Source organism: Rhodococcus yananensis, assembly GCF_020515525.1.
GTDB classification, from domain to species: Bacteria; Actinomycetota; Actinomycetes; order Mycobacteriales; family Mycobacteriaceae; genus Rhodococcus; species Rhodococcus yananensis.
Window position 1 is genome coordinate 40,850 of record NZ_JAIYEP010000001.1, and the last position, 25,392, is coordinate 66,241.

A 25,392-nucleotide genomic window follows, 5' to 3' on the forward strand; every position below is an offset into this window, starting at 1 on the left:
TGCCCTTTCGGCACGGGGAGTGGGCCTAGGAGGACTTGAACCTCCGACCTCTTCGTTATCAGCGAAGCGCTCTAACCGCCTGAGCTATAGGCCCTCGAACCGAGATGGAACACTACCCGACCGGGCCGCGAGTTACCAAATCGCCCCGGTCGGGCAGCACATCCGCAGGTCAGTCCGGATCGGCGAGGGTGACCTGCACCCCGCCGACGAGGTCGGTGCAGAGGTTGTAGATGAACGCGCCGAGAGTCACCAACGCCGTCATCAGCACCATGTTCGCGAGACCGATCACCGTCGCGTAGCCGAACACCTGACCGGCGGTGATCAGCCCGTCACTGCCCGCGTCCGAGACGATGTCGGTGAACGCGCTGTTGAGCCGCTCCCACACGCCCATTCCCGCGAGCACACCGTAGAGCACGCCCACCGCGATCATCCACACGAAGAACAGCGACACGGAGATCACCGACGACACCTTGAGCATCGACCACGGGTCGATGCGGCGCACCTGCACCGTGGCGCGCAACGGATCACCGCCCTCCGCGGCCGGGATCACCGTCGGCGAGGCATGCCCGGTGTCGGACGCCGCGGGCGCTGCCGCCGCCGCAGCAGGGGTCGGATGCTTGACCGACGACAGGTCGGGCAGATCCTTCGCGAGATCCTTGCGCTCGATGTGCCGGGTCGGGCCGTCGATCACCGCGGCCTTGGCCTTCGCCGCACTGCGATCGGCACCCTGACCGCCGGTCGGCTTGGGCGCGGCCGTGCCGGTCACCACGGGCCGCGAACCGGTCGCGGGACCGGACTTGGGTGCTGTTACCGCCGCGGCGGGACGCTGCGAAGGACCACCCGGCCGGTTCGGGGATTTCGGTGCCCCACCCTTCTGGGATCCCGCGCCGACGCCCGGAACGTTGGTCTGCGGCACGTTCTGCGGAGACTGCGGCACACCGGTCGGACCACCCTTACCCGGCTTCCCACCGCCCTGCTGACCACCGCCCTGCTGACCTCGCTGCCACGGCGGAGTCTGCCCACCCGCGGGACGGCCCTGCTGCACCGGCCGGGTCACCTGACCGGGCTCCTGCTTCGGGGCCGGTTCCGGCCCGTCGGGTCCCGTCTTCGCCGGCTTCTTCTCCGGCTTCGAGACCTTCGGCTGCGCGGGTGTTCCCCCCTGTGCGCTACCGGCCGGCTTCTGGGCGGCACCCTTCACCGCCTGCGTGGCCTCGCCCGAGGAATCACCTGCCGCCTCGGCGGGCTTCTCCGGAGGCGCGGTGGGCTCGGATTTCGCCGCCGGCGCGGAACGGTCCGGCGCCTCGTCCGGTTTCTTCGTCGCCTCGCCGCCGCGAGCGGTTCCCGTCGGCGCATCCGCCGATTCCGCGCGAGCCGGATCGTTCTCGGTCGGCACCGTGTGCCCGTTCCGGTCCTCCGGATTCCGACCGGGATGCTCGGCCCCGTTCGGCCCCTGGGGAGTGCTCACTTACGACTCCTTCGCTTCGGATGCGTCGGTCTCCTCGGGCTCATCCGCGTTGCGTGCGATCGCCAGCAACGTGTCGCCCTCCGCCAGGTTCATCAGACGCACCCCCTTCGTCTGGCGTCCCGCCTTGCGAACCTGCTTGGCGGCGGTACGGATGACACCGCCACCGGACGTGATCGCGTACAACTCGTCGTGGTCGTCGACGATGATCGCACCGACCAGGGTGCCACGTTTCCGGTCGTACTGGATCGTCAGCACGCCCTTGCCGCCGCGGCCCTGCGCGACGTAGTCCTCGATGGGAGTGCGCTTCGAATACCCACCGGACGTGGCCACCAGAAGATAGGTGTCGGCGCGGACCACGTTCAACGACAGCAGTTCGTCGTCCTCGTTGAACCGCATGCCCTGGACACCCGACGTGGCGCGACCCATCGGTCGCAGTGCCTCGTCGGTCGCGGAGAACCGGATCGACTGGCCCTTCGCGGAGACCAACAGCAGGTCGTCGTCGGCCGAGCACAGCACCGCACCCACGAGTTCGTCGTCGCCACGCAGATTGATCGCGACGATGCCACCGGACCGGTTCGAGTCGAAATCGGACAACCGGGACTTCTTGACGAGGCCGTTGCGGGTGGCGAGCACCAGGTACGGAGCGTCCTCGTACGTCTTGAGCCGGATGACACCCTGGATCCGCTCGTCCGGTTGGAACGCCAGCAGGTTCGCGACGTGCTGACCACGGGCCGTGCGGTTCGCCTCGGGCAACTCGTAGGCCTTCGCCCGGTACACCCGCCCCTTCGTGGTGAAGAACAGCAACCAGTCGTGGGTGGAGGTCACGAAGAAGTGCTTGACGATGTCGTCCTGTTTGAGGTCGGCACCCTTGACACCCTTGCCGCCACGCTTCTGCGACCGGTACAGGTCGGTGCGGGTGCGCTTGGCATAGCCGGTCTCGGTGATGGTGACGACGACGTCCTCGCGCGCGATGAGGTCTTCGTCGGACACGTCGCCGTCCGCCGGCACGATCCGCGTGCGGCGGTCGTCGCCGTACTTCTCGACGATCTCGACCAGTTCGTCCCGGACGATCGCGCGTTGCCTCTCGGGCCTGGCGATGATGTCCTTGTAGTCCTCGATCTCGCGTTCGATCTCGGCGAGGTCGTCGATGATCTTCTGTCGTTCCAGCGCGGCGAGGCGGCGCAGCTGCATCGCGAGGATCGCATCGGCCTGGATCTCGTCGACGGTGAGCAGGCTCATCAGGCCCTCGCGGGCGATGTCGACGGTCTGCGACCTGCGGATCAACGCGATGACCTCGTCGAGGGCGTCGAGCGCCTTGACCAGCCCGCGCAGGATGTGGGCACGTTCCTCGGCCTTGCGCAGCAGGTACTTGGTGCGGCGGAGGATGACCTCGATCTGGTGGGTGACGTACAACCGGATCATCTGGTCGATGCGAAGCGTGCGCGGCACACCGTCGACGATCGACAGCATGTTGCAGCCGAAACTCGTCTGCAGCTGCGTGTGCTTGTACAGGTTGTTCAGGACGACCTTCGCGACCGCATCGCGACGCACCGTCACCACGATGCGCATGCCGATGCGGTCGGAGGACTCGTCGTGGATGTCGGAGATCCCGGCGATCTTCCCGTCGCGCACCTGCTCGGCGATCGAGGTGATGAGGTTGTCCGGGTTGACCATGTACGGCAACTCGGTGATGACGATGCTGGTCTTACCCTTCGCATCCTCCTCGATCTCCACGACACCGCGCATCTTCACCGAACCGCGGCCCGTGGTGTACGCGTCGTGGATGCCCTGCGAACCCGTGATCAGTCCCGCCGTCGGGAAGTCGGGGCCCTTGACGCGCTCCATCACCGCCGCGAGCGTCGCCTCTTCGTCGGCCTCGTGATTCTCGAGTGCCCAGTAGATGGCCTCCGCAACCTCACCGAGGTTGTGCGGCGGAATGTTCGTCGCCATGCCGACCGCGATACCACCCGAACCGTTGATCAACAGGTTGGGGATACGGCTGGGGAGAACCGTGGGTTCCTGGGTGCGCCCGTCGTAGTTCGGCTGGAAGTCGACCGTGTCGTGGTCGATCTCGCGCAGCATCTCCATCGCGAGCGGCGTGAGGCGACATTCGGTGTACCGCATGGCGGCAGCACCGTCGTTGCCGCGCGAACCGAAGTTGCCCTGCCCGTCGACGAGCGGATAACGCATCGACCACGGCTGCGCGAGACGCACCAGCGTGTCGTAGATCGAGGAATCGCCGTGCGGGTGATAGTTGCCCATCGTCTCCGCGACGGCGCGCGCCGACTTCACATAACCGCGGTCCGGCCGGAAACCGTTGTCGAACATTGCGTACAGGACCCGGCGGTGGACCGGCTTGAGACCGTCACGCACGTCGGGCAGGGCTCGGCCCACGATCACGCTCATCGCGTAATCGATGTAGCTGCTCTGCATTTCCTGCTGGATGTCGACGGGCTCGATGCGGTCGTGCCCCGGCCCGTCCGGCGGCAACGTGGTGTCGGTCATGAGCTCCTTCTTCTACTCGGCTCGAACGTCTGCTCCGGACTCACCGACAGCGGACGTCTCGCAACCACCCGAGTCTATAGGTGCAGGTCAGATACCGCCGTGAAGGACATCCACTTTCTGCGCACTCACCGTCGCCCCGACACCCGCACGCGGACGGGTCACGGACCTCCGGGGCCGTCACACCACGGGTTGCGACCAGTCCGCCATCTGGTCCTCACGATCGATGTCGGCGTCACTCGGCGCCGCCAGCAGGAGAAGGAGCACGAGCGCCAGAACGAGGAATCCGAGGATGAATCCCGGGAACATCAGCGACATCACGGTCATGCCGCTGGGATCGGGCACCGACTGATCGATGTGCACCGACACACCTGCCATTCCGGTGTAGTGCAGCGCCACCACCGCGCAGCCCATGATCGCAGCGGCCGGAACCCGCATCAACGGGCTCTCCACGGCCTGGGACAACCACAGCGCGACCAGCGACGCGACCACTCCGATCACGACGGAGGCCGCGATGTACGCGGAGTCCTGGATCAGCTCGCCGGGAACCCTTACCGCAGCCATGCCGGTGTAGTGCATCGCGGCGACCGCGCAGCCCATGACGACTCCGCCGATCCCCAATCGCACGAAGCGCGGTGCCGTCGGCATCCACGACGAGTTCGGGTCGACGATCTGCAGACCGAACCACGTCGCGCCGATCGCCAACGCCACCGAGGCGATCGTCTCGACCAACCCGTATCGCACGGTCTCCCCGGGCACCGCGAACCCCATCATGCCGATGAAATGCATCAGCCAGATGCCCACCCCGCCGATCGACACACTCGCCAGCCAGGTCCACCGCCGATGCAGTGAACGTGTCGGTGCGATCGTGGCTCGGTGGGCGCAGGCCAGGCCCACATACGAACCGATCGCGGATACGAGCCAGGCCAGAAGGAACACCCACGTCCCCATCGAGAAGTGGTGGATCTCGTGCGACGACATATCTCCCCTACGCAGGGCGGCACGCCACCGTACCCGCTACCGGAGGTGGCGCGCCGCAAACGGTCTCCTGATGCAGCGCGACCCCCGACGGTCGCATAGAGAATAGTCCCGTTGCATCGAGAACCGTTGCGCGAAAACCTTGTAGGAGACGAAGTCGATAGACCCGGCCGTCAGGAGACGAAGTCCACATCCGACTCGTCGACGTGATCGGACGCCCACCGCTCGGACTCCGACTCGAGTTGCGCCGCTATGCGATCCGGCGCGAGCAGGACCGCGACGATGGGAACGGCGAGCAGGAGGAGACCGACCACGAACAGGGGGAACAGGATCGAGAACACCTCGAAGCCGCTCGGTGGAACGGATGCGTCGAGCTCCACGCGAACCGACGCCACACCGACGAAATAGACACCGACCACCGCGGCGCCGGCGACGGCACTCATGACGAGGCGCTTGGGCCACGTGTCGGCGCCGAGCACCTGCCACATGAATCCGACGGCGGTCACCATCGCGAGCGCGATCGTCGCGAGGACGAGCGGCGCCGAGTATCCGATGGTGCCGGAGATCCGCACCGACCACAGGATGGTGAAGTGGACACCGGCGAGTCCGGCACCGAGGACCAGCGCCCCCGCAACCGTTCTCCCGGTGCTACCACCCCCGTACGAGGGCATCGCGATCAGCAATGCGATGAACACACTCACCAACGCCACGGTCATCGAGAACGCGATGGACGCGACGTCGTAGCGGACCGCGCTTCCGACGACGGCGAAACCGGCCATCGGCAGGAACTGCGCGAGCCACACCCCCACTCCCCCACTGACCAGGGTGGCCACCACCAGCCACCACAGGCGCAGCCCGTCCGTGGACGCGGTGCGCACCTTGCGCGCACTCGTCACACCGACGAACACACCGATCGTCGAGGTCATGAAGGCCAGAGCGATCACCCAGATCCCCATCGTGAAGAGCTGCAGGCCTTCGTCCATTACTGAGCCACCGGCTGGTGAAGCTTACGCAGTGCGTACTCGGTGACCGTCACGAGAGCCTGCTTCGCGGACTCACGTGCGCGGGCGTCGATCGACACGATCGGCACCTCGGCGGAGATCGCCATCGCCTGACGGATGTCCTCGATCGGGTACCGCGGGGCATCGTCGAACTCGTTGATCGCGACGATGAACGGCAGGTTCCGCGCTTCGAAGAAATCGACCGCGGCGAAACTCTCGTCCAGGCGCCGGGTGTCGATCAGCACGATCGCGCCGATGGCACCTCGGATGAGGTCGTCCCACATGAACCAGAAACGGTGCTGGCCGGGAGTGCCGAACAGGTACAGCACGAGGTCGTCGGCCAGGCTGATACGACCGAAGTCCATCGCCACCGTCGTCGTCGCCTTCTGCGGCGTCGCGGTGAGGTTGTCGACACCGTCGCTGGCGTTCGTCACGAGCGCTTCCGTCCGGAGCGGAACGATCTCCGACACGGCCCCGACGAGCGTGGTCTTGCCGACACCGAAACCGCCGGCGATCACGATCTTGGTCGAGGTGACGCGCTTCGTGGCGTTAGAGTTCGCGAAGTCCACTGAGGACCCTTTCAATCAGCTCGCGACGCTCCGCGTCGCTCGAATCGTCTTTCAGCGTGGCCAGAATCTGTACGTGCCCGGCCTCGACGAGGTCGGCAACGAGCACACGCGCGACACCGATGGGCACGCCGACCCGCGCCGCGATCTCGGCGACGGACGGGGACTCCTTGCACAGTTCCAAGATCGTGGCATTGATGTTGTCCAGATCCCGAGCCCGGTCGTCGGTCCCCGGAATCGCCTGGATCAGGGCTTCCAACGCCAGTTCGACCGCAGGACTGGTGCGTCCCGAAGTCAGCGAGTACGGCCGGACCAGGCTGGGCTGATCCGGCACCGACTCCGGTTTACGCGATTCCATGGCCACCTCGACGTCAGGACCCCAGGCCGACCCGCGGGGTCGCCTCGACCGACGCACCCACCCGGTCGACCAGGAGTGCCATCTCGTAACCCACCTGTCCGATATCGCATTCCGACGCGGTCAACGCGGCCAGGTGCGATCCGTCCCCGACGCTCATGAGCAGCAGGTACCCGTGCTGCATCTCGACGACGGACTGCAGAACGCCGCCGCCGTCGAACAACTGCGAGACACCGTTCGACAGGCTCGCGAGCCCGGACGTCACGGCCGCGAGTTGCTCCGCGCGATCGACCGGGAGATGCGCGCTCGCCGCCATGAGGAGGCCGTCGGCGGACACGAGCACCGCATGCGAGACACCGGGGACTTCACGAGCGAAGTTGGACACCAACCAATCCAGCGGACGTGCTGCATCGGAACCATGATCAATGTTCATCGAACTCCCTGTTCATTGTTCTCGCGATCGCTTACGTTCTCGCGATTGTTTGCCGTCGCCGAAGCACGTCCGTTGCGGACACCCTGCTGGTGGCGACTGAGGTTGGCCCGAATGGCTTCCGGGTCACGACGACGGATCGTTCGCTGTTCCGCGGTCGCCGGAGACCGTACCGCGCCCGGCACGAGACGCTCACCCGGTGCTCGCCGCGGGAGGCCGGCCGTGGTGTGCTCGGCGACCGGTGCCTCGGTGGCGTGCTGCGCCGCCTCCCAACCTGCGTCGGCGGCGGAATGCCATTCACGCTTGCGTCGATCCTCGGGCAGTTCCGTCGGGTCGACGAGCCAGTCCGACATCATGTCGGTGAAGATCGGCATCCCCGCCGCAGGATGCGGGCGGAGCGCGTTGACATCGGGCCGCGGCTGGAAGAACGACGCCGTCTTGGCGGAATTCGTCCGGTAACGATGGCGAGCGGCCTGCTGCGCATCGCTGTTCGACGACACCGAACCACCGTCCGCGATGCTCGCCGCCTGCATCCGCGAATCGGGCAGGCCCTGGGTGGCACCCGGGTCGCGACGCGGGAGTCCGGCCGTGACCGTCGGCCCGGCGTCGACCGAGGGACGGGCGGGCATGCCCGGGGTGGCACCGGGGTTGCGCCGAGGCAGCCCGGACGGGGTCTGCGACGGCATCCCCGACCGCGAGACATCCGGCTGCTGGGGTTGCTGGGGCTGCGCGTCGGCGGGTCGCGGACGCGACGGCTGCACGACGGGCGTCTGCGCCTCGCCGCGGGGGGAGCGGCCCGCATCCGGGCGCTCAGGCAGTCCCGGTGTGGCACCGGGACGTCGCCGCGGAAGAGCACCGAAGACGCCGGGTTGCTGCGTCACCGGATGCTGCTGCGCGCCCGGCGCCGCCTGCGGAGACTGTTCCGGTGAAGCACCCTGGGGACGTTGCGGCAGACCAGGACCGGCTCCCGGACTGCGCTGCGGCAGACCGGGCGTGGAACCGGGACTGCGCTGCGGCAGGCCGGGCGTGGAACCCGGATTCCGCTGCGGCAGACCGGAATCGAACTGATCACGCGGACGCGGATCTGCACCGTTGCCGGCGTCGGGCTGCGGGGAGGCATCGTCCGGGCGGTTCTCACGCTGCGCGGGAGGTTCGACCGGTGCGCGATTCGCGCGCGGAGGCAGCGCCGTCACGAACGCGGCTGCCGCGTCCGGCTGGATACGCCGCGGCGCGGACTGCGAGTCCTGCTGCGGCAGACCGGGTGTCGAACCGGGACTGCGCTGCGGCAGGCCGGGCGTGGAACCGGGGCTGCGCTGCGGCAGGCCCGGGGTGGAACCCGGATTCCGCTGCGGCAGACCGGATGCCGAACGATCGGGCGCCGGCGACGTGAACTGCCGGACCTGCTGCGCCGAGGGCGCCGGGATGGGACCCGAACGGGCACCCGGATCCACCGAACCCTCACGCGAGACCGGAATCTCCTCGGAGAGTCGATCCCGCACCGGCAACGACGGATGGTCGTCCGCGGACTCGACCCGATCGGGGGCACCGGAACGGCCGGAGTCGACCGTCGCGGATGCAGAGGCGGGCGACACTGCGCCCGATCCCGGGTCGGGTTCCTTCTCGAACGACGGCGCGTCGTCGCGCGGTCGGTCGTACGCCTGGGCCTGGTCGTACGCCTGCGTCGGAGCCGGCAGTTCGGCGCGCGCCGAGCCGGATTCGACCTCGACAGGTTCGACGTCGACGATCGGTGCGAACGACTGGGGTCCCGTCTGGGACAACGCCAGCGGCGACACCAGCAGCACGTCGGGGATGTGCACGCTGGCGGTGATACCCGGGTTGCGAGCCGTGTCGAAGGTGGGGCGCAAGCGGACGGTCAACCCGTGACGTTCGGCCAGTCGCGAGACGACGAACAGGCCCATGTGACGGGCGGTGTCCGGGCTGACCTGGCCGCCCTTGGCGAGCCGCTCGTTGATCAGCTCGAGTTCGTCGGGCGGAATGCCGATACCGCGGTCGGCGATCTCGACGAGCAGACCACCGTCGACGGCGCGCGCGAAGCTGAACGTCACCGCGCTGTCGGGCGGAGAGGCGCGCAGCGAGTTGTCGACGAGTTCGGCGAGGAGGTGGACGATGTCCGTCGCCACCGCGCCGCTGAGCGCGCCGTCGGGCGTCGACCCGATCTGGACACGCTGGTAGTCCTCGACCTCGGACATCGCGGCGCGCAGGACGTCGCCGAGCTGAACGGGTGCCGAATGCCCGCGGCGCATCCGAGTTCCGGACAGAATCAGCAGGTTGTCGCCGTTTCGACGCATACGTGCCGCGAGGTGATCGAGACGGAACAGGCTCTCGAGGCGTTCAGGATCCTTCTCCTGGAACTCGAGTTGTTCGATGACGCCGAGCTGCTGCTCGACGAGCGACTTGCTTCGGCGGGCCAGCGTCTCGAACATGTCGTTGATCTGCAGACGCAGGTGCGCCTGCTCACCGGCCAGGCGCAGGGCCTGCCCGTGCATGTCGTCGACGGCACGGGCGAGCTGACCGATCTCCTCGGCGGTGTGCACCGGAACCCGGGTGAACTCGATGTCCTCGATGCTGTCGCCGACCTTGATCCGGTCGATGGCCTCGGGAAGCTCCTGACGCGCCACCTTGAGGGTGCCGTAGCGGAGCCGGCGGATCGGGCCGACCAGCGACCGCGACACCAGGAGCGCCAGCACGAGCGCCGCCAGCAGCGTCGCGAGGACGATGGCGGTGTCGCGGAGCGCGGCGGAACGCGTCTCGGACGCCAGCGCGTCGATCGTCGTGGTGATGTTGCTGGTGGAGTCCGAGATGATCCCGTTGTACAGGGCGACGCTCTCGAGCATCGACTCGCGAAGCGTGAGGATCGGCAGCGGTCCTTCGCCCGCGGCGTCGACCATCGCGGTGCGCTGCTCGACGCCGTTGCGGAGCTCGGCGATCTGGGTGTCGCCGGCCGGGTAGAGGTAGGCGAGCAGGTCGAGCATCGCCAACTCGCCACCGGACGCGGACACGAGGTCGGTGCTGGGGGTGGTCGGATCCTCGAGGATCCGGTAGATGCCGAGCACCTGGCTGTAGATGTGGCGCTGCGAATACCAGGCCGTGGTCAGCCGCTCACCGTACTCACGCACAGTCTCGTCGCTGACTTCGGAGAGGATCGTCTCGACGATGCGATTGAGCGAGTCGCGCACGTCGTTGGAGACGGCGGCGTTCTCGACCATCGGGACCGGACCGGCCTTGAGCTTGGTGAACAGGCCCTCCGCCGCCGTGATGGAGCGGGTCAGTTCGGCGGTGACCTCCGGATCGAACTCCGGGTTCTCGGCGACCGGGCGGATCTCGGCGAAGCGCTCCTCGAGCGCTTCCATGTCCTCCTTGCTGACCGTGGCGGCGAGCGCACTCGCGGCGAAGGTGGCGAACGCGGTGGAGAACTCCACGATCTCGGGTACGGCTGCCACCTGGTCGGCCGCCGAGGAGAAGTGCACCGCGTTGCTGAGTTCGTTCTCAACACGCAGACCGCCCAGGACCATCGCCACTGTTACGGGAACGGCGAGAACCGCGGTGACCTTCCTGCGAAGACCCCACCCTTCGATGTTCCACCACCGCTGCCGGGGCGGCGACTCGTCACTCATGGATTACAGCTCTCCTTCCACCCCGTTCGCGCCGGGCGTCGAGCACTCTCGGGCAACCCACGCGACAGTGGGGTTGCGATGTACGGGAGTGCAGTCGAACGAGACGTTCCTGGGTGAGGGCACCATATCGGGACATACAGCGAATATGGAAGACGGGTTTCCCATCGACCGGGTGTGTCCCCTCGGTACCCTCGTTCGGCTGCCACACCTACGTATGGCCGTATCGAAGTGTACTCACCGGTAATCGGTGTGTAGGCATAGATTTCGGACGAATCGACCGAGATGCAGCACCCGCATCGTGATTTACGACACAATCCGCTCGCATCGGAGCGTGTCGGCCGCTACCGGCGCCGCACTCTCACTACAGTGCGGCGCCGGTCATACGACCGACCGACGCCGATCGGCACCCTCACACGTCGAGGAATCGGACATCCTTCGCGTTCCGGGTGATGAAGCTCCGGCGCGCCTCCACGTCCTCACCCATCAGCACGCTGAAGAGCTCGTCTGCCGCAGCCGCGTCGTCGAGGGTCACCTGACGCAGGACGCGGACGCTGGGATCCATCGTCGTCTCCCACAGCTCCTTCGCGTTCATCTCGCCGAGACCCTTGTAACGCTGGATGCCGTCGTCCTTGTTGATCTTCTTGCCGGCGGCGAGGCCGGCTTCGAGCAGTCCGTCACGCTCACGGTCCGAGTACGCGAACTCCGGCTGCGCACCCTTCTGCCACTTGAGCTTGTAGAGCGGCGGCTGAGCCAGGTAGACGTGCCCGTTCTCGACGAGGGGGCGCATGAACCGGAACAGCAGCGTCAGCAACAGGGTCGCGATGTGCTGGCCGTCGACGTCGGCGTCCGCCATCAACACGATCTTGTGATAGCGCAGCTTCGTGATGTCGAACTCTTCGTGGATACCGGTGCCGAACGCGGTGATGATCGACTGGACCTCGGCGTTCTTGAGAACACGGTCGATACGCGCCTTCTCGACGTTGATGATCTTGCCGCGCAGCGGCAGGATCGCCTGGTACATCGAGTCTCGGCCGGACTTCGCCGACCCCCCCGCGGAGTCACCCTCCACGATGTAGATCTCGCACTTGCTCGGATCCTTCGAGCGGCAGTCCGCAAGCTTACCCGGCAGTCCACCGATGTCGGTCGCGCTCTTGCGCCGCACGAGCTCACGCGCCTTGCGTGCGGCCACCCGCGCCTGCGCCGACGACACGGCCTTCGTCACGATCGTCTTGGCATCGGCGGGATTGGCCTCGAGCCAGTGCGAGATGTGCTCGTTGCAGGCCTTCTGCACGAACGACTTGACCTCGGTGTTGCCGAGCTTCGTCTTGGTCTGGCCCTCGAACTGCGGCTCGGCGACCTTCACGGAGATGATCGCCGCCAGACCTTCACGGATGTCGTCTCCCGTGAGGTTCGGATCCTTGTCCTTGAGGAGCTTCTTGTCCTTCGCGTAGCGGTTCACGACCGAGGTGAGCGCCGCACGGAAGCCCTCCTCGTGGGTTCCGCCCTCGTGGGTGTTGATGGTGTTGGCGAAGGTGTGGACGGATTCCGAGTAGCCCGAGTTCCATTGCATCGCGAGCTCGAGCTCATGGCCGGTGCCCTTCGCGGTGAAACCCACGACGGAGTTGTGGATCGGGGTCTTCGTGCGGTTGATGTGACGCACGTAGTCCTCGAGACCGCCCGGGTAGTGGTACACCCGCGTCTTGATCTTCGGGGTCTCCGCGGCGGCGACCTCGGCCTCCACCTCGGCGCTCCGCGGTGCCTCCGCGGTCTCCGACACGACCTCGTCGGTGACCTCCTCCGGCTGGACCCGCTCGTCGGTGAGCGTGATCGTCAGGCCCTTGTTGAGGAACGCCATCTCCTGGAGACGTCGCGCGACGGTCTCGAAGTTGAAGACCGTCGTCTCGAAGATGTCGGGATCCGCCCAGAACCGCACCGTGGTGCCGGTCTTCTTCGTCGGTTCGCCCTTGACGAGTTCACGCGGCTTGGAGTTGAGGTACTCCTGCGTCCAGTGATAGCCGTCCACGTCGATCTCGACCTCGAGGCGTGTGGAGAGCGCGTTGACGACCGAGATACCGACGCCGTGCAGGCCGCCGGAGACCGCGTACGCCTCCGAATCGAACTTGCCGCCCGCGTGGAGCTGGGTGAGGACGACCTCGACCGTGGGGGCACCGGAAGCATGCATGCCCACCGGGATACCGCGGCCGTCGTCGACGACCTGGACGCCTCCGTCCTCGAGGAGCGTCACCTCGACCTTGGTGGCGTAGCCGGCCATCGCCTCGTCCACCGAGTTGTCCACAACCTCCCAGATGAGGTGGTGGAGTCCGCGCTCACCGGTGGAGCCGATGTACATGCCTGGGCGCTTGCGCACCGCCTCGAGTCCCTCGAGGACGGTGATGGACGACGCACCGTACTCACTGTTCTTGTTCGACTTCTGCGCAGCCACGGGTCGGTAGCTCTCCTTCTCCGCCTCTGCTCCGCGCAGGGGTGCGCGACGCATTCCGGTTCATTCTACGTGTCCGAGTGTCGTTCCGAGCGTTACGCCAGAAGGCGCCTGTCGCCCCGCTGACGTCCACGGTGTCGACACGACGCGCGACCGGTCGGGTGAATTCCTATCCGGGCGGGTTTCCGGTCGTTCGGGGGTCGATTACGCATCGCGCCACCTCACCCGTACGTGTCGCGTGGTCCGCGACCGCGGATGTGCCGCTCGCCCTTGCGCCAGCTCGGAGCGGTCGGGCCGGTGATCCGAAGCTCCTTGACCACACCGTTTCCCACCGCCTGCGCGATGCTCGCGAGCAGTTGCGATTGCATCATGCGCAGTTGGGTGGCCCACGCGGTCGACTCCGCGGACACGTGCAGGATGCCGTCGCGCAGCGTCGTCGGCTGCGCGTGTCCCGCGATGTCCTCGCCCACGACGCGCGCCCAACTGCCGAGGACGGTGCCCTCGGACACGTGCGCCGACCAGCCCCGCTGCTTCGCGAGACCGCTCGCGAGAGAACCCAGTCGCTGGGGGTCGCGCTCGTCGGGTCCGGGGCCGGACCAGCCGCGGCGGCGACGGCGGGGACGCAGCGGCCCCCTCGAGGCACGCCCCTGTCCGACCGCCTTACCGCTCGCCTTCGCCGCGGCGCGGGCCTCCTCGAGCGCGCGCCGCGCCAGGTCGATCCCCCGCAGTTCCGGTTCGGTACCGCCGGAGGGCGCATCGCCGACTCCGGGGTCGGGAGAGGATCCGTCGGGGTCGGGTCGCTCACCGGTCATCGCCCACCTCCACGACCTCGTCGACGTGCCGCACTGCACCGAGCACGGATATCCGTCCCCGGTCGGAGTCCTCCGCATGCACGGGAAAACGGTCGCCGGTCAACTCCGGTGGCACGTCCTCGGCGACCGCCGCGGTGATCAGGACCTGCTCCGCGGTCGCCGCGACCGCGGCGAGCGCGGTGCGACGTCGACGGTCCAACTCGGCGAACACGTCGTCGAGCAACAGCACCGGATCGGTGCCCTCCGCGCGCAACAAAGCGAACGCACCGAGCCGCAGAGCCAACGCGAAGGACCACGATTCACCGTGGCTGGCATACCCTTTCGCCGGACTGTCACCCAGGATCAGTTCGAGTTCGTCACGGTGCGGGCCCACCAGGCACACCCCACGTTCGATCTCGCGGCCGCGGGCCTGCGACAACGCGTGCAGGAACGCGGCCTCGATCACGTCCCGGTCGTCCGGCTCGGGTGCGCGCATCGGATCGGAGAACTCCGGTGGCAGTGCGTCGCCGAGACTCGCGCGGTAACGCAGGCCGGCGGGCCGCGACTCCGGTGCGATCGCCCGGTACGACTCCGCGACGTGCGGTGCGAGGTCGTGCAGCAGCGCGATCCGAGCCGCCAGCAGCTCGCTGCCGTGCGCGGCCAGATGCCCGTCCCACACGTCGAGGGTGGCCAGGGCACTCGCCCCGTCGTCCGACCGCGCACCGCGGCGCAACGCCCCGCCCGCGGTCTTGAGCAGTGCGGATCGCTGCCGCAGCACCTTGTCGTAATCCGCCCGCACGCCGCTCATCCGCGGGAACCGCGAACTCAGCAGTTCGTCGAGATACCGGCGCCGATCCCCCGGGTCTCCGCGCACCAGGGACAGGTCCTCGGGGGCGAACAGCACGGTGCGCAGCACACCGAGCAACTCGCGGGGACGTCGTGTGGGTGACTGGTTGATCCGTGCCCGGTTGGCTCTGCCGTCGTTGATCTCGATGTCGATACCGAGCTCGCGACCGCCGTTGACCACCAGCGCCCCGACCGACGCGCGGTCGGTTCCGCTGCGCAGCAGCGGTGCGTCCGACGAGACGCGATGCGACGACAGCGTCGACAGATAACCGAGCGCCTCGAGCAGATTCGTCTTGCCGTGCCCGTTGGGTCCGACGAAAACCGTTGTGCCCGGGTTCAGCTCGACGGAAACGGCTTCCCAGGAGCGGAAGTCGCGTAACGCGAAGGTGCGAACGTACACGAGGCGTCCACTTCCCGAGCCCGGGTCAGCCCGGCAATCGCACGGGCATCAACAGGTAGGTGTAGTCGCTGTCCGGTGCGACGAACGTGCCCGATTCGTCGGGCACCGGCTCGTCGTCGAGTGCCGGGCGCAGCACAGCGGGTCGACTCGACGTGGTGAACCCGAACGACACCTTGTCGGTGTGCAACGACGTGAGGCCGTCGAGCAGATAGCCGGGGTTGAACGCGATGACCAGCGGCTCCCCGTGGAACTCCGCCGGGTGGGATTCTTCCGCGCGGCCCGCGTCGTCGCCACCGGCCGACAACAGCACGTTGCCGTCGGTGAACTCGAGACGGACCTGGGCGCCGCGCTCTGCCACCAGCGCCACTCGCTTGATCGCGTCGACGAGCGGTGCGATCTCGACGGTCGCCATCGCCGTGTGCTCGGCGGGAAGGAGCTGCCGGAACTTGGGGAATTCCGCGTCGAGAAGCCGAGTGGTGGTCCGTCGACCGTCGGCGACGATGCCGAGCAGGCCGTCGGCACCCACCGTCGAACCACTGCCGAGTGCGAGTTGAACCGGCATGTTCGCCGTTCCACCAACGGTTTTGGCTGCTTCGGAGAGCGTCTTGGCGGGCACCAGCACCGCCGAGGAGGTGAGATCGCTCGTCGGCATCCACTCGAGCTTGCGCACCGCGAGCCGGAAGCGATCGGTCGCGGCGAACACCATGTCGGATCCCTCGATCTCGACACGGATTCCGGTGAGCATGGGCAAGGTGTCGTCCTTGCCGGCGGCCACCGCGACCTGGCCGATGGCCTCGGCGAACAGCTCGCCCGAGATCGAACCGGTCTGTTCGGGGAGCGAGGGCAGCTGAGGGTAGTCCTCGACCGGCATGGTGGGCAGGGAGAACTTGGCGCTACCGCACGTGATGAGCACGCGGGTTCCGTCGAGGACCACGTCGACCGGCTTGTTGGGGAGCGCACGGGTGATGTCGGCGAGCAGCTTGCCCGAGACGAGGACCTGGCCGGGGGTGAGCACCTCGGCGGGAACGTGGACCTGTGCGGAGACCTCGTAGTCGAAGCCGGAGACGGTCAGTCCCTGCTCTTCGGCTCCGAGCAGTACACCACCGAGCACCGGGACCGGTGGGCGCGACGGAAGGCTTCGGGCCACCCACGCGACAGAGTCGGCGAAGTCCTCGCGAGCAACACGAAACTTCATGGTTCCAAGCTCCATCGCCCGGTTGATCCTCTCGATCGTGGTCTTCGACAAGCCTTACGAGTTTGACACAACGCCCCGACATGGAGGTTCCGAGCCGGGGATGCGGCTCCACGGTATGCCTTCCCGCCCGCCTTGCAAAGCGGAGTGTTCGACCTCATCCGGTGCTCCGGGAGGCCTGTGGACCCGAACGATCCACACCCCTGTTTTCAAAGAGGATTTCAATGAAGAACTCACAGAAGTAGTAATAGGGCCTGTGGAATCTGTGGACCGATGACGGTCTACGCTGGTGGGGTGGCCTTCTCGAGGCCCCTCCACTCGAGGATGAACTCGAGGAATTCTCGAGGATGAATGTGGATACCTCGAGACTGTTCGCACTCTGTCCACCGTTCGTCCACAAAGATCCCACGTTGTGCACACCGTTGTCCACAGCCGTGGGGATGCCGATCGTCTCGAGATCCGGGATGACGACACACCCCCGGAGTTCGCCCTGTGGATGAACGCCGGGGGTGTGGACAGATCTGGGGATGATGTGGATGAGCGCAGGTCACGGGGTGCGCCGGGTGGGGCGCACCCGCGTCACCGCTTCGACCGCTGCTTGATGCGGGCGGTGAGCTCCTGCACCTGGTCGTAGACCTTGCGCCGCTCGGTCATCTCCTTGCGAATCTTCTTGTCCGCGTACATGACCGTCGTGTGGTCGCGACCGAACGTCTGGCCGATCTTCGGTAGCGACAGGTCGGTGAGCTCCCGACACAGATACATGGCGATCTGTCGCGCCGATGCGAGCGGACGTGCTTTGCCCGGGCCGCAGAGATCGTCGATCGACGTCCCGAAGTACTCGGCGCAGACCGCCATGATCGTCGCCGCGTTGATCTCGAGCGCCGTCGAATCGGGGATGAGATCGCGCAGCACCACCTCGGCCAGGGTCAGGTCGAGTGGCTGCCGATTGAGCGAGGCGAAGGCCGTCACACGGATGAGCGCACCCTCGAGTTCACGGATGTTGCGTTCGATCCTGCTGGCGATCAGTTCGAGCACGTCGTGCGGCACGTCGAGCCTGTCCATCCGTGCTTTCTTGCTGAGGATCGCGATCCGGGTCTCGAGTTCCGGTGGCTGCACATCGGTGATCAACCCCCATTCGAAGCGGGTCCGGAGGCGCTCCTCGAGCGTCGCCAGCTGCTTCGGCGGACGGTCGGACGACACCACGATCTGCTTGTTGGCGTTGTGGAGGGTGTTGAAGGTGTGGAAGAACTCCTCCTGGATGCCTTCCTTGCCCTCGATGAACTGGATGTCGTCGACGAGGAGGATGTCGGTCTCGCGGTAGCGGCGTTTGAAGGCGACCTTGCGGTCGTCGCGCAGGCTGTTGATGAAGTCGTTCGTGAACTCCTCGGTGGACACGTACCGCACACGCATTCCCGGGAACAGTCGTTGCGCGTAGTGCCCGGCAGCGTGCAGCAGATGTGTCTTGCCGAGACCGGACGCACCCCAGATGAACAGGGGGTTGTACGCGCGGGCGGGCGCCTCGGCGATCGCGACCGCCGCGGCGTGCGCGAACCGGTTCGAGGCGCCGATGACGAACGTGTCGAAGGTGTACTTCGCGTTGAGGCTGCTGCTGGCCCCGGCCGCGGTGTCGGGAGGGGGCGGCTGGGTGAAGTAGGACGGCCACGATTCGCGCACCGCGGTCAGCGCTTCGCGATCGTCGTCCACCTCGTCGTGGTCGCCGTGCTCGATGTCGAGTGGCTCGGCCGTCCTGGCCGGCGCATAGCGGCGTCGGTACGCGCCGACGGTGTCGACGGTGTCCGCACCGCCGAGGCCGTCGCGCGGCGTGTGGCCGGAATCGCGCACGGCACCGTCGCGCGGATCGTTGTCGCGACGGCCGGCCTCGCGGGGCCGGTGCTCACGCGGGTGAGGTTCGGCGGGCAGACCCTCGAGAGGAAGGGTGTCGCGCGGTTCGGCGTAGGGATCGTCCGCGGAGGTGTCGGGCCGCTCGCGGGGTTCGACACGCACACCCAGACCTTCGACGCGATGCCCGAGATTGCGATTGAGCACCCGCAGGATCGGCTGCCGCAGGTCGCGTTCGATGGACTGCTGCGCGAGTGCCGACGGCACCGACAGCAGTGCGAACCCCTGGGTGAGCGTGATCGGTTTGACGAGCGCGAGCCACGCCTTCTGACTCTTGGTCAGACCGCCGTCGTCGACGGTGAGTTCGGCGACGACGTCCGCCCACACGTCGGCGAGTGCGTTCGGTTCGTCGCTCACGAAGCTTCCTCCCACAGGGTCGACAGGGTTGTCCACACGATTATCCACAGGTGTGGACAACCGGGGGAAATGGCCCGGTGGAGGTGTGGATGAACCCGGTGTGGTGTGTGGAGAAGGCCCTCGTGGCCGTGATGTACGACGTTCGGCCGATGCTGTAGGAATCGCGTGTGTCACGTGGTGACGATGTGACACCGTACCCGATGCCGTGCGCAGGCCTGTGGATCCCCCGCTTCCGTTCCCTGGTGAACACTCCCCGACAGTTCTTCGAGCAGAAGCGTACAGCAGCGTGACCGCCGTCACGGGGTTCTCCGGCGAGAATCCCGCGCCGACGGCGGCGGCGTGTCGGGTTGCGCATGCCCCCACGTCGCGGTTTGATTTCGCGCGCTCGCACGAGTAGCCTCGAAAAGTCACTCGTACAGCAGTGGCGGATCCGTGCTGCGCCTGGCGCGTTCGGATCATGCGAATTTCTACCTGACCCAGGGCGCCATACCGGTGCCGCAATTCTCGAGGAGTGTTGACCGTGGCCAAGGGCAAGCGGACGTTCCAGCCGAACAACCGACGCCGCGCGCGCGTTCACGGCTTCCGTCTCCGGATGCGGACCCGTGCGGGTCGCGCTATCGTTTCCGCGCGTCGCCGCAAGGGCCGCGCTTCGCTCACCGCCTGATCCCGTCACGGGAGCTCGGGGTGCTACCTGAGCCGTATCGACTGCGGCGCCACTCGGACTTCTCCGAAGCGGTGCGTCGCGGTCGCCGGCAGGGGCGCCGGGATCTGGTCGTGCACGCCTATGTGCGGGATCGCCCGGATCCTGTGGTGAGTGGTGTCGACGGGCCGCGTTTCGGTCTCGTCGTGAGCAAGGCTGTCGGGCCGGCGGTGATTCGACATCGAGTCGCACGCCGGCTTCGTCATATCTGCATCGGGTTGGTCGATGCGGTACCCGAACACACCGATGTCGTGTTGCGGGCGCTTCCGGGTGCCGCAGCGGCGACGTCACGAGATCTCGAGCGGCAGATCCGATCCGGGCTGACGCGCCTGGGACTGCTCGACACCCCTCCTGATTCCGCGCCGGCGGGGTCACCGACCTCCGATACGGGTGTCGCATGAGCCCCGCGAGGACGATCCGGTGGCGAAGCGTGCGCTCGGCTCCGGCGCGGGCACTCATCTTCTGCATCGAGCTCTATCGCACGTATGTGTCCCCGACCCGCATGCCGACCTGCCGATTCACACCGACCTGCAGTGAATACGCGGTGGAGGCCCTCCGCGGCCGGGGTGTCGTCGTCGGATCGGTGCTCGCAGCTGTGAGACTGCTCAAGTGCGGTCCCTGGCACCCCGGTGGGTGGGATCCGGTTCCCGAACGGCGACGTTCCGCGGCGCCACCGGAGCGGCCACACCTCGCGGAAACCTGACGGGCCTCCCCGACACCCGAGACCGACGCCGCTGGTTGGCGACCATGGACGACCCGAGGAGTACACAGACTCGTGCTCAACTTCATCTATTACCCGGTGTCATGGATCCTGTGGTTCTGGCACAAAGTGTTCTCGTTCGTGCTGGCACCGGACAGCGGGCTGAACTGGGCACTGGCCGTGGTGTTCCTCGTCTTCACGCTCCGCCTCATCCTGTACAAGCCGTTCGTCAAGCAGGTGCGTACGACGCGGCAGATGCAGGAGTTGCAGCCGCAGATCAAGGCGCTGCAGAAGAAGTACTCGAACGACCGGCAGCGCCAGGCGCTCGAGATGCAGAAGCTCCAGAAGGAGCACGGCTTCAACCCGTTGATGGGTTGCCTCCCGGTGCTGCTGCAGGTGCCGGTGTTCATCGGTCTGTTCCACGTGCTCCGGTCGTTCAACCGCACGACGTCGACGGCATTCGGCCCGTTCGGATCGGGGCAGGAACTGACGCCGGAGGAGAACCGGCAGATCGGTAACTACGCGTTCAGTCCGGAGGACGTGCAGTCGTTCCTCGACGCGCGACTGTTCGGCGCGCCGATCTCGTCGTGGATCACGCAGCCCACCGAATCGCTCGCGGCGTTCGGCGGGGACATCCCGACGCGCTGGGAGATCGCTGCCGTCGCCGTGCCGTTGATGATCATCGCCGGTATCGCCACGCACTTCAACGCTCGGGCGTCGGTGGCGCGGCAGAGCGTGCAGGCCGCGGCCAACCCGCAGTCCGCGATCATGAACAAGCTTGCGCTGTACGTGTTCCCCCTCGGTGTGATGGTCGGTGGTCCGTTCCTTCCGATCGCGATCCTGATCTACTGGGTGAGCAACAACGTCTGGACCTACGGCCAGCAGCATCTGGTCTTCCGTCGCATCGACCACGAGGAAGAGCAGAAGCGGGAAGCGGCGCTGGCCCGCCGGAGCGAGAACGCCCCGAAACCGGGTGCGAAGCCGAACCGCGACAAGAAGAAGGGTGCGGCCGCGGCGACCGGATCGACGGACGACTCGGGTGTCTCCCTCGGTAAGTCGGACGCTCCGGAGTCGACCGGTGGTTCGGGTTCGGCGCCGACCGCTCCGAAGCCGGGAAGCCGACCGAAGAACTCCAAGCGCAAGCGACAGAAATAGAAGAGGGCTGATGATGGCGAGTGACCTGGACAAGGCACAGGAGGAGCTCGAGGTGGCGACGGAGCCGCGCGAGTCCGATGTCGAGACCGACGACGACGAGCTCCTGATCGAAGAGGGTGAGATCGCCGGCGATTATCTCGAGCAGCTCCTCGACGTCCTCGACTTCGACGGCGACATCGACCTCGATGTCGAGGGTGATCGCGCGGTGGTGAGCATCGACGGCGGCAAGGATCTGTCGAAGCTCGTCGGTCGCGGCGGTGAGGTCCTCGACGCGCTGCAGGAACTGACGCGACTCGCGGTGCAGCAGTCGACCGGTGAGCGGAGCAAGCTGATGCTCGATATCGCGGGTTGGCGCGCCGGTAAGCGGGCCGAGCTCACCGAGCTCGGTGAGGCCGCTGCTCGGCGTGTTCTCGAGTCCGGCGAGCGTGAGGAGCTCACGCCGATGACGCCGTTCGAGCGGAAGATCGTGCACGATGCGGTCGCGAAGGTCGACGGCGTGTCGAGTGAGAGCGAAGGCGCCGAGCCGCAACGCCGAGTGGTGATCATCAAGGATTGATCCGAGTACCGCATTCGAGTCAGGAATTCGAGTGCGACGCGGAAACGACAGGAGGGGCCCGGCTCGAGCCGGGCCCCTCTCGTCGTTGCAGGAGCCGAATGTTGTCGCGTCGACACGCGGCGGGAGAGGATGTTTCACGTGGAACATGACGAGTCCGGTATTCCGGCGACAGTGCAGCGGATCTTCGGTGAGCGCACCGAACTGGCGGAGCGCTATCATCGATCGCTGTCGACGGACGGTGTGGAGCGAGGTCTGATCGGACCGCGGGAGGTCCCGCGACTGTGGGAGCGGCACATCCTCAACTGTGCGGTTCTCGGGGAACTGATCGAGAGCGGCGAATCCGTCGTCGATGTCGGTAGCGGCGCCGGCCTTCCGGGGATTCCGTTGGCGATCGCGCGACCGGATGTGCGGGTGACGCTGGTCGAACCGCTGCTGCGACGGTCGATCTATCTCGCCGAATTCGTCGAGTCGAGCGGTCTCGACAACGTCCTCGTGGTGCGGGGGCGGGCCGAGCAGCCGGGCGTGATCCAGGAGGCCGGTGGTGCCGACGTCGTGACATCCCGCGCGGTGGCTCCCCTCGCGAAGCTCGTCAAGTGGTCGTTGCCGTTGATTCATGAGGGCGGGCGGATGCTCGCACTGAAGGGTTCGTCGGCGGCCGAGGAGATCGAGCGTGACCGCGCCGAGTTGACGCGGCTCGGAGTCGGGGACCTCGAGGTGCTCGAGTGCGGAGCCGATCTTCTCGAGGTGCCGACCATCGTCGTCAAGGCGGTGCGGAAGCCCAAGCAGTCCCGTCGGCGTGGCCGACGCTGACAACACGGTGCGATTCGGGCGAATGGAACATCGTCGCCGGCCCATGCTTCGCTGCCCGGCAGTTACGTCACTGTGACAGTAGGGGCAGGCGCGTTGTTTCACGTGAAACATCGCGACATCCGCACCCCTCCCCTCCCCCGCGACAAGCCGTCATGTTTCACGTGAAACATGACGGCTTGTCGTTTCACGTGAAACATCGGGTGCGAACGGGCGCCGCGTTTCGATCGTTCGCCGCTCTGGAATACTGAAGCGGTCGAGGGTGGGGGTGGTGAACTCCCGTCGTGTTCGACCCCGGTCCGGTCTGCGCCCCCGCGTGTGGCGCGCGCCGGACGAGGTGAAGGTTGTAGCGTTGCCAACCGAACGGGTCTACGTATAAGGAGCGTTCCATGTCGAGTGGATCTGAGTCCGCTGTTTCACGTGAAACCGAATCCGGCACTCGCGTGAACGAGTCCCAGAACGACGACGAATACTTCCCGGTCTCCTACGAGGACATCTCGATCGCGGACACTCCCATCGGAGCGGCGGCGCACCGAGCGAGTCAGATCCTGCATCCCAGTGCGACGGAATCGCTGCCGAAGCCGCGCGAACGGCGAGTCTTCACCATCGCGAATCAGAAGGGTGGGGTCGGTAAGACCACGACAGCCGTCAACCTCGCGGCGGCGCTCGCCATTCAGGGACTGTCGGTTCTCGTCGTCGACCTCGATCCGCAGGGAAATGCGAGTACCGCGCTCGGGGTCCCCCACCACTCCGGTATCCCGTCGAGCTACGAGGTGCTCCTCGGCGATGTCACCGCGGCCGAGGCGATTCAGCAGAGTCCGCACAGCGACAAGCTGTTCTGCATCCCGGCGACCATCGACCTCGCCGGCGCCGAGATCGAACTCGTCTCGATGGTCGCCCGCGAGAACCGCCTACGCAACGCGCTGACCCCCGCCGCGCTCGGTGACAGGGAGTTCGACTACATCCTCATCGACTGCCCGCCCTCGCTGGGGCTGCTGACGGTCAACGCGTTGGTCGCGGGGAAGGAAGTCCTCATCCCCATTCAATGCGAGTACTACGCGCTCGAGGGTGTGGGTCAGCTCCTGCGCAACATCGAACTCGTGCAGGCGCACCTGAATCCGGATCTCCACGTCTCCACCGTCCTGTTGACGATGTACGACGGCCGCACGAAACTCGCCGACCAGGTGGCGGCGGAGGTGCGTCAGCACTTCGGTGCCGCGGTGTTGCGATCGGTGATCCCCCGCAGCGTGAAGGTATCGGAAGCTCCGGGCTACGGGACGACCGTTCTCGACTACGATCCTGGTTCGCGGGGCGCGATGAGCTACCTCGACGCCGGTCGTGAACTGGCGGCACGCGGGCTACACGAGAATCAGGGGAAGGCATGAGCGCGACACGTAAGGGTGGGCTCGGACGAGGACTTGCTGCGCTGATCCCGACGGGCCCGCCCGTCGCGACCCCGCCGGCCGAGACGGACGAGCCCGCGTCCGCGTCGGAGGAACCCACCGCGGCCGCCGCTGCGGTGGCCACCGCAGCGAAACCGGCCGCGAAATCCACGTCCAGGACGTCGTCGGTGCGCCGCGCCCCGGCCGCCGGACTGACGATCGCGCCGTCGGGGTTGGGTACCGCCGCCGCCGACGTCGTCATCGGTGACGGGACCCCGGCATCCGCACCCGCCGGTTCGGATCCCGACGACACGGAGCGCGGGACGGCCACGCCAGCGAAGGGCGCGAGCAACCCCGACCGCGCCGCGGCCGTGACCGCGGCGGAGGGTGACCCCCTCCCCTCCCCCACCGGAGCGGTCTATCTCGAGATCCCGATCGATCGGATCGACCGGAACCCGAAGCAGCCGCGTCAGGTGTTCGACGAGGATGCGCTCGACGAACTCGTGCATTCGATCCGCGAATTCGGACTGATGCAGCCGATCGTGGTGCGTCGCATCGAGGACGATCGTTTCCAGCTCATCATGGGTGAGCGGCGTTGGCGCGCGTCCCAGCAGGCCGGTCTCACCACGATCTCCGCGATCGTCCGTGACACCGAGGACGATGCGCTGCTGCGTGACGCGCTGCTCGAGAACATCCACCGCGTTCAACTCAACCCCCTCGAGGAGGCCGCGGCCTACCAGCAGTTGCTGGAGGAGTTCGAGGTCACCCACGAGGAACTCGCCGCCCGTCTCGGTCGCTCGCGACCGGTGGTCACCAACATGATCAGGCTGCTGAAGCTGCCGATTCCCGTGCAGCGACGCGTGGCCGCCGGTGTTCTCTCGGCGGGGCACGCCCGCGCACTGTTGTCGCTCGATGCGGGCGCCGACGCACAGGAGGTGCTGGCCGCCCGGATCGTCGCCGAGGGCATGTCGGTGCGCGCCACCGAGGAAGCCGTCGTCCTCGCGAATCGGGGTACCGCTCCCGACACTCCGTCACCGCAGCGCCGCAAACCGATTCAGATGCCCGGTCTGCAGGATGTGGCCGAACGCCTGTCGAACTCGTTCGACACCCGTGTCACCGTCAGCCTCGGTAAACGCAAGGGCAAGATCGTGGTGGAGTTCGGGTCGGTCGACGATCTCGAGCGCATCGTCACGATGATGGAATCCCAGAAGGGTGCTTCCTGACTCCGCATTCGG

21 protein-coding genes and 1 tRNA gene are annotated in these 25,392 nt (G+C 66.9%); 8 read left to right on the forward strand and 14 right to left on the reverse strand.

Features of this window, described 5'->3' with window-relative positions; translation table 11 throughout:
* Positions 1-20: 20 nt before the first annotated feature.
* The 14 genes from LDQ05_RS00220 to dnaA all read right to left on the reverse strand — a co-directional run bounded on the left by LDQ05_RS00220 (position 21) and on the right by dnaA (position 18,857).
* Positions 21-94, reverse strand: a tRNA-Ile gene (locus tag LDQ05_RS00220).
* Between the two features lie 75 nt (positions 95-169).
* Positions 170-1,465 carry a DUF3566 domain-containing protein gene (locus LDQ05_RS00225; RefSeq protein WP_226434883.1) on the reverse strand — a complete coding sequence of 432 codons (1,296 nt, stop codon included), beginning with the start codon at positions 1,463-1,465 and terminating at the stop codon, positions 170-172.
* Positions 1,466-3,970, reverse strand: coding sequence for a DNA gyrase subunit A (gene gyrA, locus LDQ05_RS00230; protein WP_226434884.1), 2,505 nt, complete (start codon positions 3,968-3,970; stop codon positions 1,466-1,468).
* Positions 3,971-4,147: 177 nt separating this feature from the next.
* Positions 4,148-4,948 (reverse strand): MHYT domain-containing protein, encoded by an 801-nt coding sequence (locus tag LDQ05_RS00235; RefSeq protein ID WP_226434885.1) that lies wholly within the window; start codon positions 4,946-4,948, stop codon positions 4,148-4,150.
* A gap of 170 nt (positions 4,949-5,118) precedes the next feature.
* Entirely contained in the window at positions 5,119-5,928 is an 810-nt protein-coding gene (locus tag LDQ05_RS00240) for an MHYT domain-containing protein (protein WP_226434886.1), read from the reverse strand.
* Complete coding sequence (locus LDQ05_RS00245; protein ID WP_226434887.1) at positions 5,928-6,515, reverse strand: GTP-binding protein; 588 nt, start codon at positions 6,513-6,515, stop codon at positions 5,928-5,930. Before LDQ05_RS00245 ends, LDQ05_RS00240 begins: the two co-directional genes overlap by 1 nt.
* Positions 6,496-6,870 carry a DUF742 domain-containing protein gene (locus tag LDQ05_RS00250; RefSeq protein ID WP_068159286.1) on the reverse strand — a complete coding sequence of 125 codons (375 nt, stop codon included), beginning with the start codon at positions 6,868-6,870 and terminating at the stop codon, positions 6,496-6,498. Before LDQ05_RS00250 ends, LDQ05_RS00245 begins: the two co-directional genes overlap by 20 nt.
* 13 nt (positions 6,871-6,883) lie before the next feature.
* On the reverse strand, positions 6,884-7,300 hold the full coding sequence (locus LDQ05_RS00255) for a roadblock/LC7 domain-containing protein (protein ID WP_006550917.1): 417 nt from the start codon (positions 7,298-7,300) through the stop codon (positions 6,884-6,886).
* The gene (locus LDQ05_RS00260) at positions 7,297-10,932 is read right to left on the reverse strand and encodes a sensor histidine kinase (protein WP_226434888.1); all 3,636 of its coding nucleotides are present in this window, start codon (positions 10,930-10,932) and stop codon (positions 7,297-7,299) included. The genes LDQ05_RS00255 and LDQ05_RS00260 overlap by 4 nt, the downstream gene beginning before the upstream one ends.
* Before the next feature lie 409 nt (positions 10,933-11,341).
* Positions 11,342-13,375, reverse strand: coding sequence for a DNA topoisomerase (ATP-hydrolyzing) subunit B (gyrB, locus tag LDQ05_RS00265; protein ID WP_226434979.1), 2,034 nt, complete (start codon positions 13,373-13,375; stop codon positions 11,342-11,344).
* 218 nt (positions 13,376-13,593) lie between these two features.
* Positions 13,594-14,184: a DUF721 family protein gene (locus tag LDQ05_RS00270; protein WP_226434889.1), complete on the reverse strand. Its 591-nt coding sequence runs from the start codon at positions 14,182-14,184 to the stop codon at positions 13,594-13,596.
* Positions 14,174-15,409, reverse strand: a complete 1,236-nt coding sequence (gene recF / locus LDQ05_RS00275) for a DNA replication/repair protein RecF (RefSeq protein ID WP_226434890.1) — start codon at positions 15,407-15,409, stop codon at positions 14,174-14,176. The genes LDQ05_RS00270 and recF overlap by 11 nt, the downstream gene beginning before the upstream one ends.
* A gap of 25 nt (positions 15,410-15,434) precedes the next feature.
* Positions 15,435-16,619: a DNA polymerase III subunit beta gene (dnaN, locus tag LDQ05_RS00280; RefSeq protein WP_226434891.1), complete on the reverse strand. Its 1,185-nt coding sequence runs from the start codon at positions 16,617-16,619 to the stop codon at positions 15,435-15,437.
* A gap of 561 nt (positions 16,620-17,180) precedes the next feature.
* Positions 17,181-18,857, reverse strand: coding sequence for a chromosomal replication initiator protein DnaA (gene dnaA / locus LDQ05_RS00285; RefSeq protein ID WP_226434892.1), 1,677 nt, complete (start codon positions 18,855-18,857; stop codon positions 17,181-17,183).
* Between the two features lie 520 nt (positions 18,858-19,377).
* Here dnaA and rpmH point away from each other — a divergent pair.
* From rpmH to LDQ05_RS00325, 8 genes are all read left to right on the forward strand, one after another.
* Positions 19,378-19,521: a 50S ribosomal protein L34 gene (gene rpmH, locus LDQ05_RS00290; protein WP_006550910.1), complete on the forward strand. Its 144-nt coding sequence runs from the start codon at positions 19,378-19,380 to the stop codon at positions 19,519-19,521.
* A gap of 20 nt (positions 19,522-19,541) precedes the next feature.
* Positions 19,542-19,958, forward strand: coding sequence for a ribonuclease P protein component (gene rnpA / locus LDQ05_RS00295; protein WP_226434893.1), 417 nt, complete (start codon positions 19,542-19,544; stop codon positions 19,956-19,958).
* Entirely contained in the window at positions 19,955-20,260 is a 306-nt protein-coding gene (gene yidD / locus LDQ05_RS00300) for a membrane protein insertion efficiency factor YidD (RefSeq protein ID WP_226434894.1), read from the forward strand. Before rnpA ends, yidD begins: the two co-directional genes overlap by 4 nt.
* A gap of 72 nt (positions 20,261-20,332) precedes the next feature.
* The gene (gene yidC, locus LDQ05_RS00305) at positions 20,333-21,412 is read left to right on the forward strand and encodes a membrane protein insertase YidC (RefSeq protein ID WP_226434895.1); all 1,080 of its coding nucleotides are present in this window, start codon (positions 20,333-20,335) and stop codon (positions 21,410-21,412) included.
* A 13-nt stretch (positions 21,413-21,425) separates the two neighbouring features.
* Complete coding sequence (locus LDQ05_RS00310) at positions 21,426-21,968, forward strand: Jag family protein (RefSeq protein ID WP_226434980.1); 543 nt, start codon at positions 21,426-21,428, stop codon at positions 21,966-21,968.
* Between the two features lie 129 nt (positions 21,969-22,097).
* Positions 22,098-22,778 carry a 16S rRNA (guanine(527)-N(7))-methyltransferase RsmG gene (gene rsmG, locus LDQ05_RS00315; RefSeq protein ID WP_226434896.1) on the forward strand — a complete coding sequence of 227 codons (681 nt, stop codon included), beginning with the start codon at positions 22,098-22,100 and terminating at the stop codon, positions 22,776-22,778.
* 386 nt (positions 22,779-23,164) lie between these two features.
* Entirely contained in the window at positions 23,165-24,160 is a 996-nt protein-coding gene (locus tag LDQ05_RS00320) for a ParA family protein (RefSeq protein WP_226434897.1), read from the forward strand.
* A complete protein-coding gene (locus tag LDQ05_RS00325) occupies positions 24,157-25,380 on the forward strand; it encodes a ParB/RepB/Spo0J family partition protein (protein ID WP_226434898.1) in 1,224 nt (407 codons plus the stop codon). The genes LDQ05_RS00320 and LDQ05_RS00325 overlap by 4 nt, the downstream gene beginning before the upstream one ends.
* Positions 25,381-25,392: the final 12 nt, after the last annotated feature.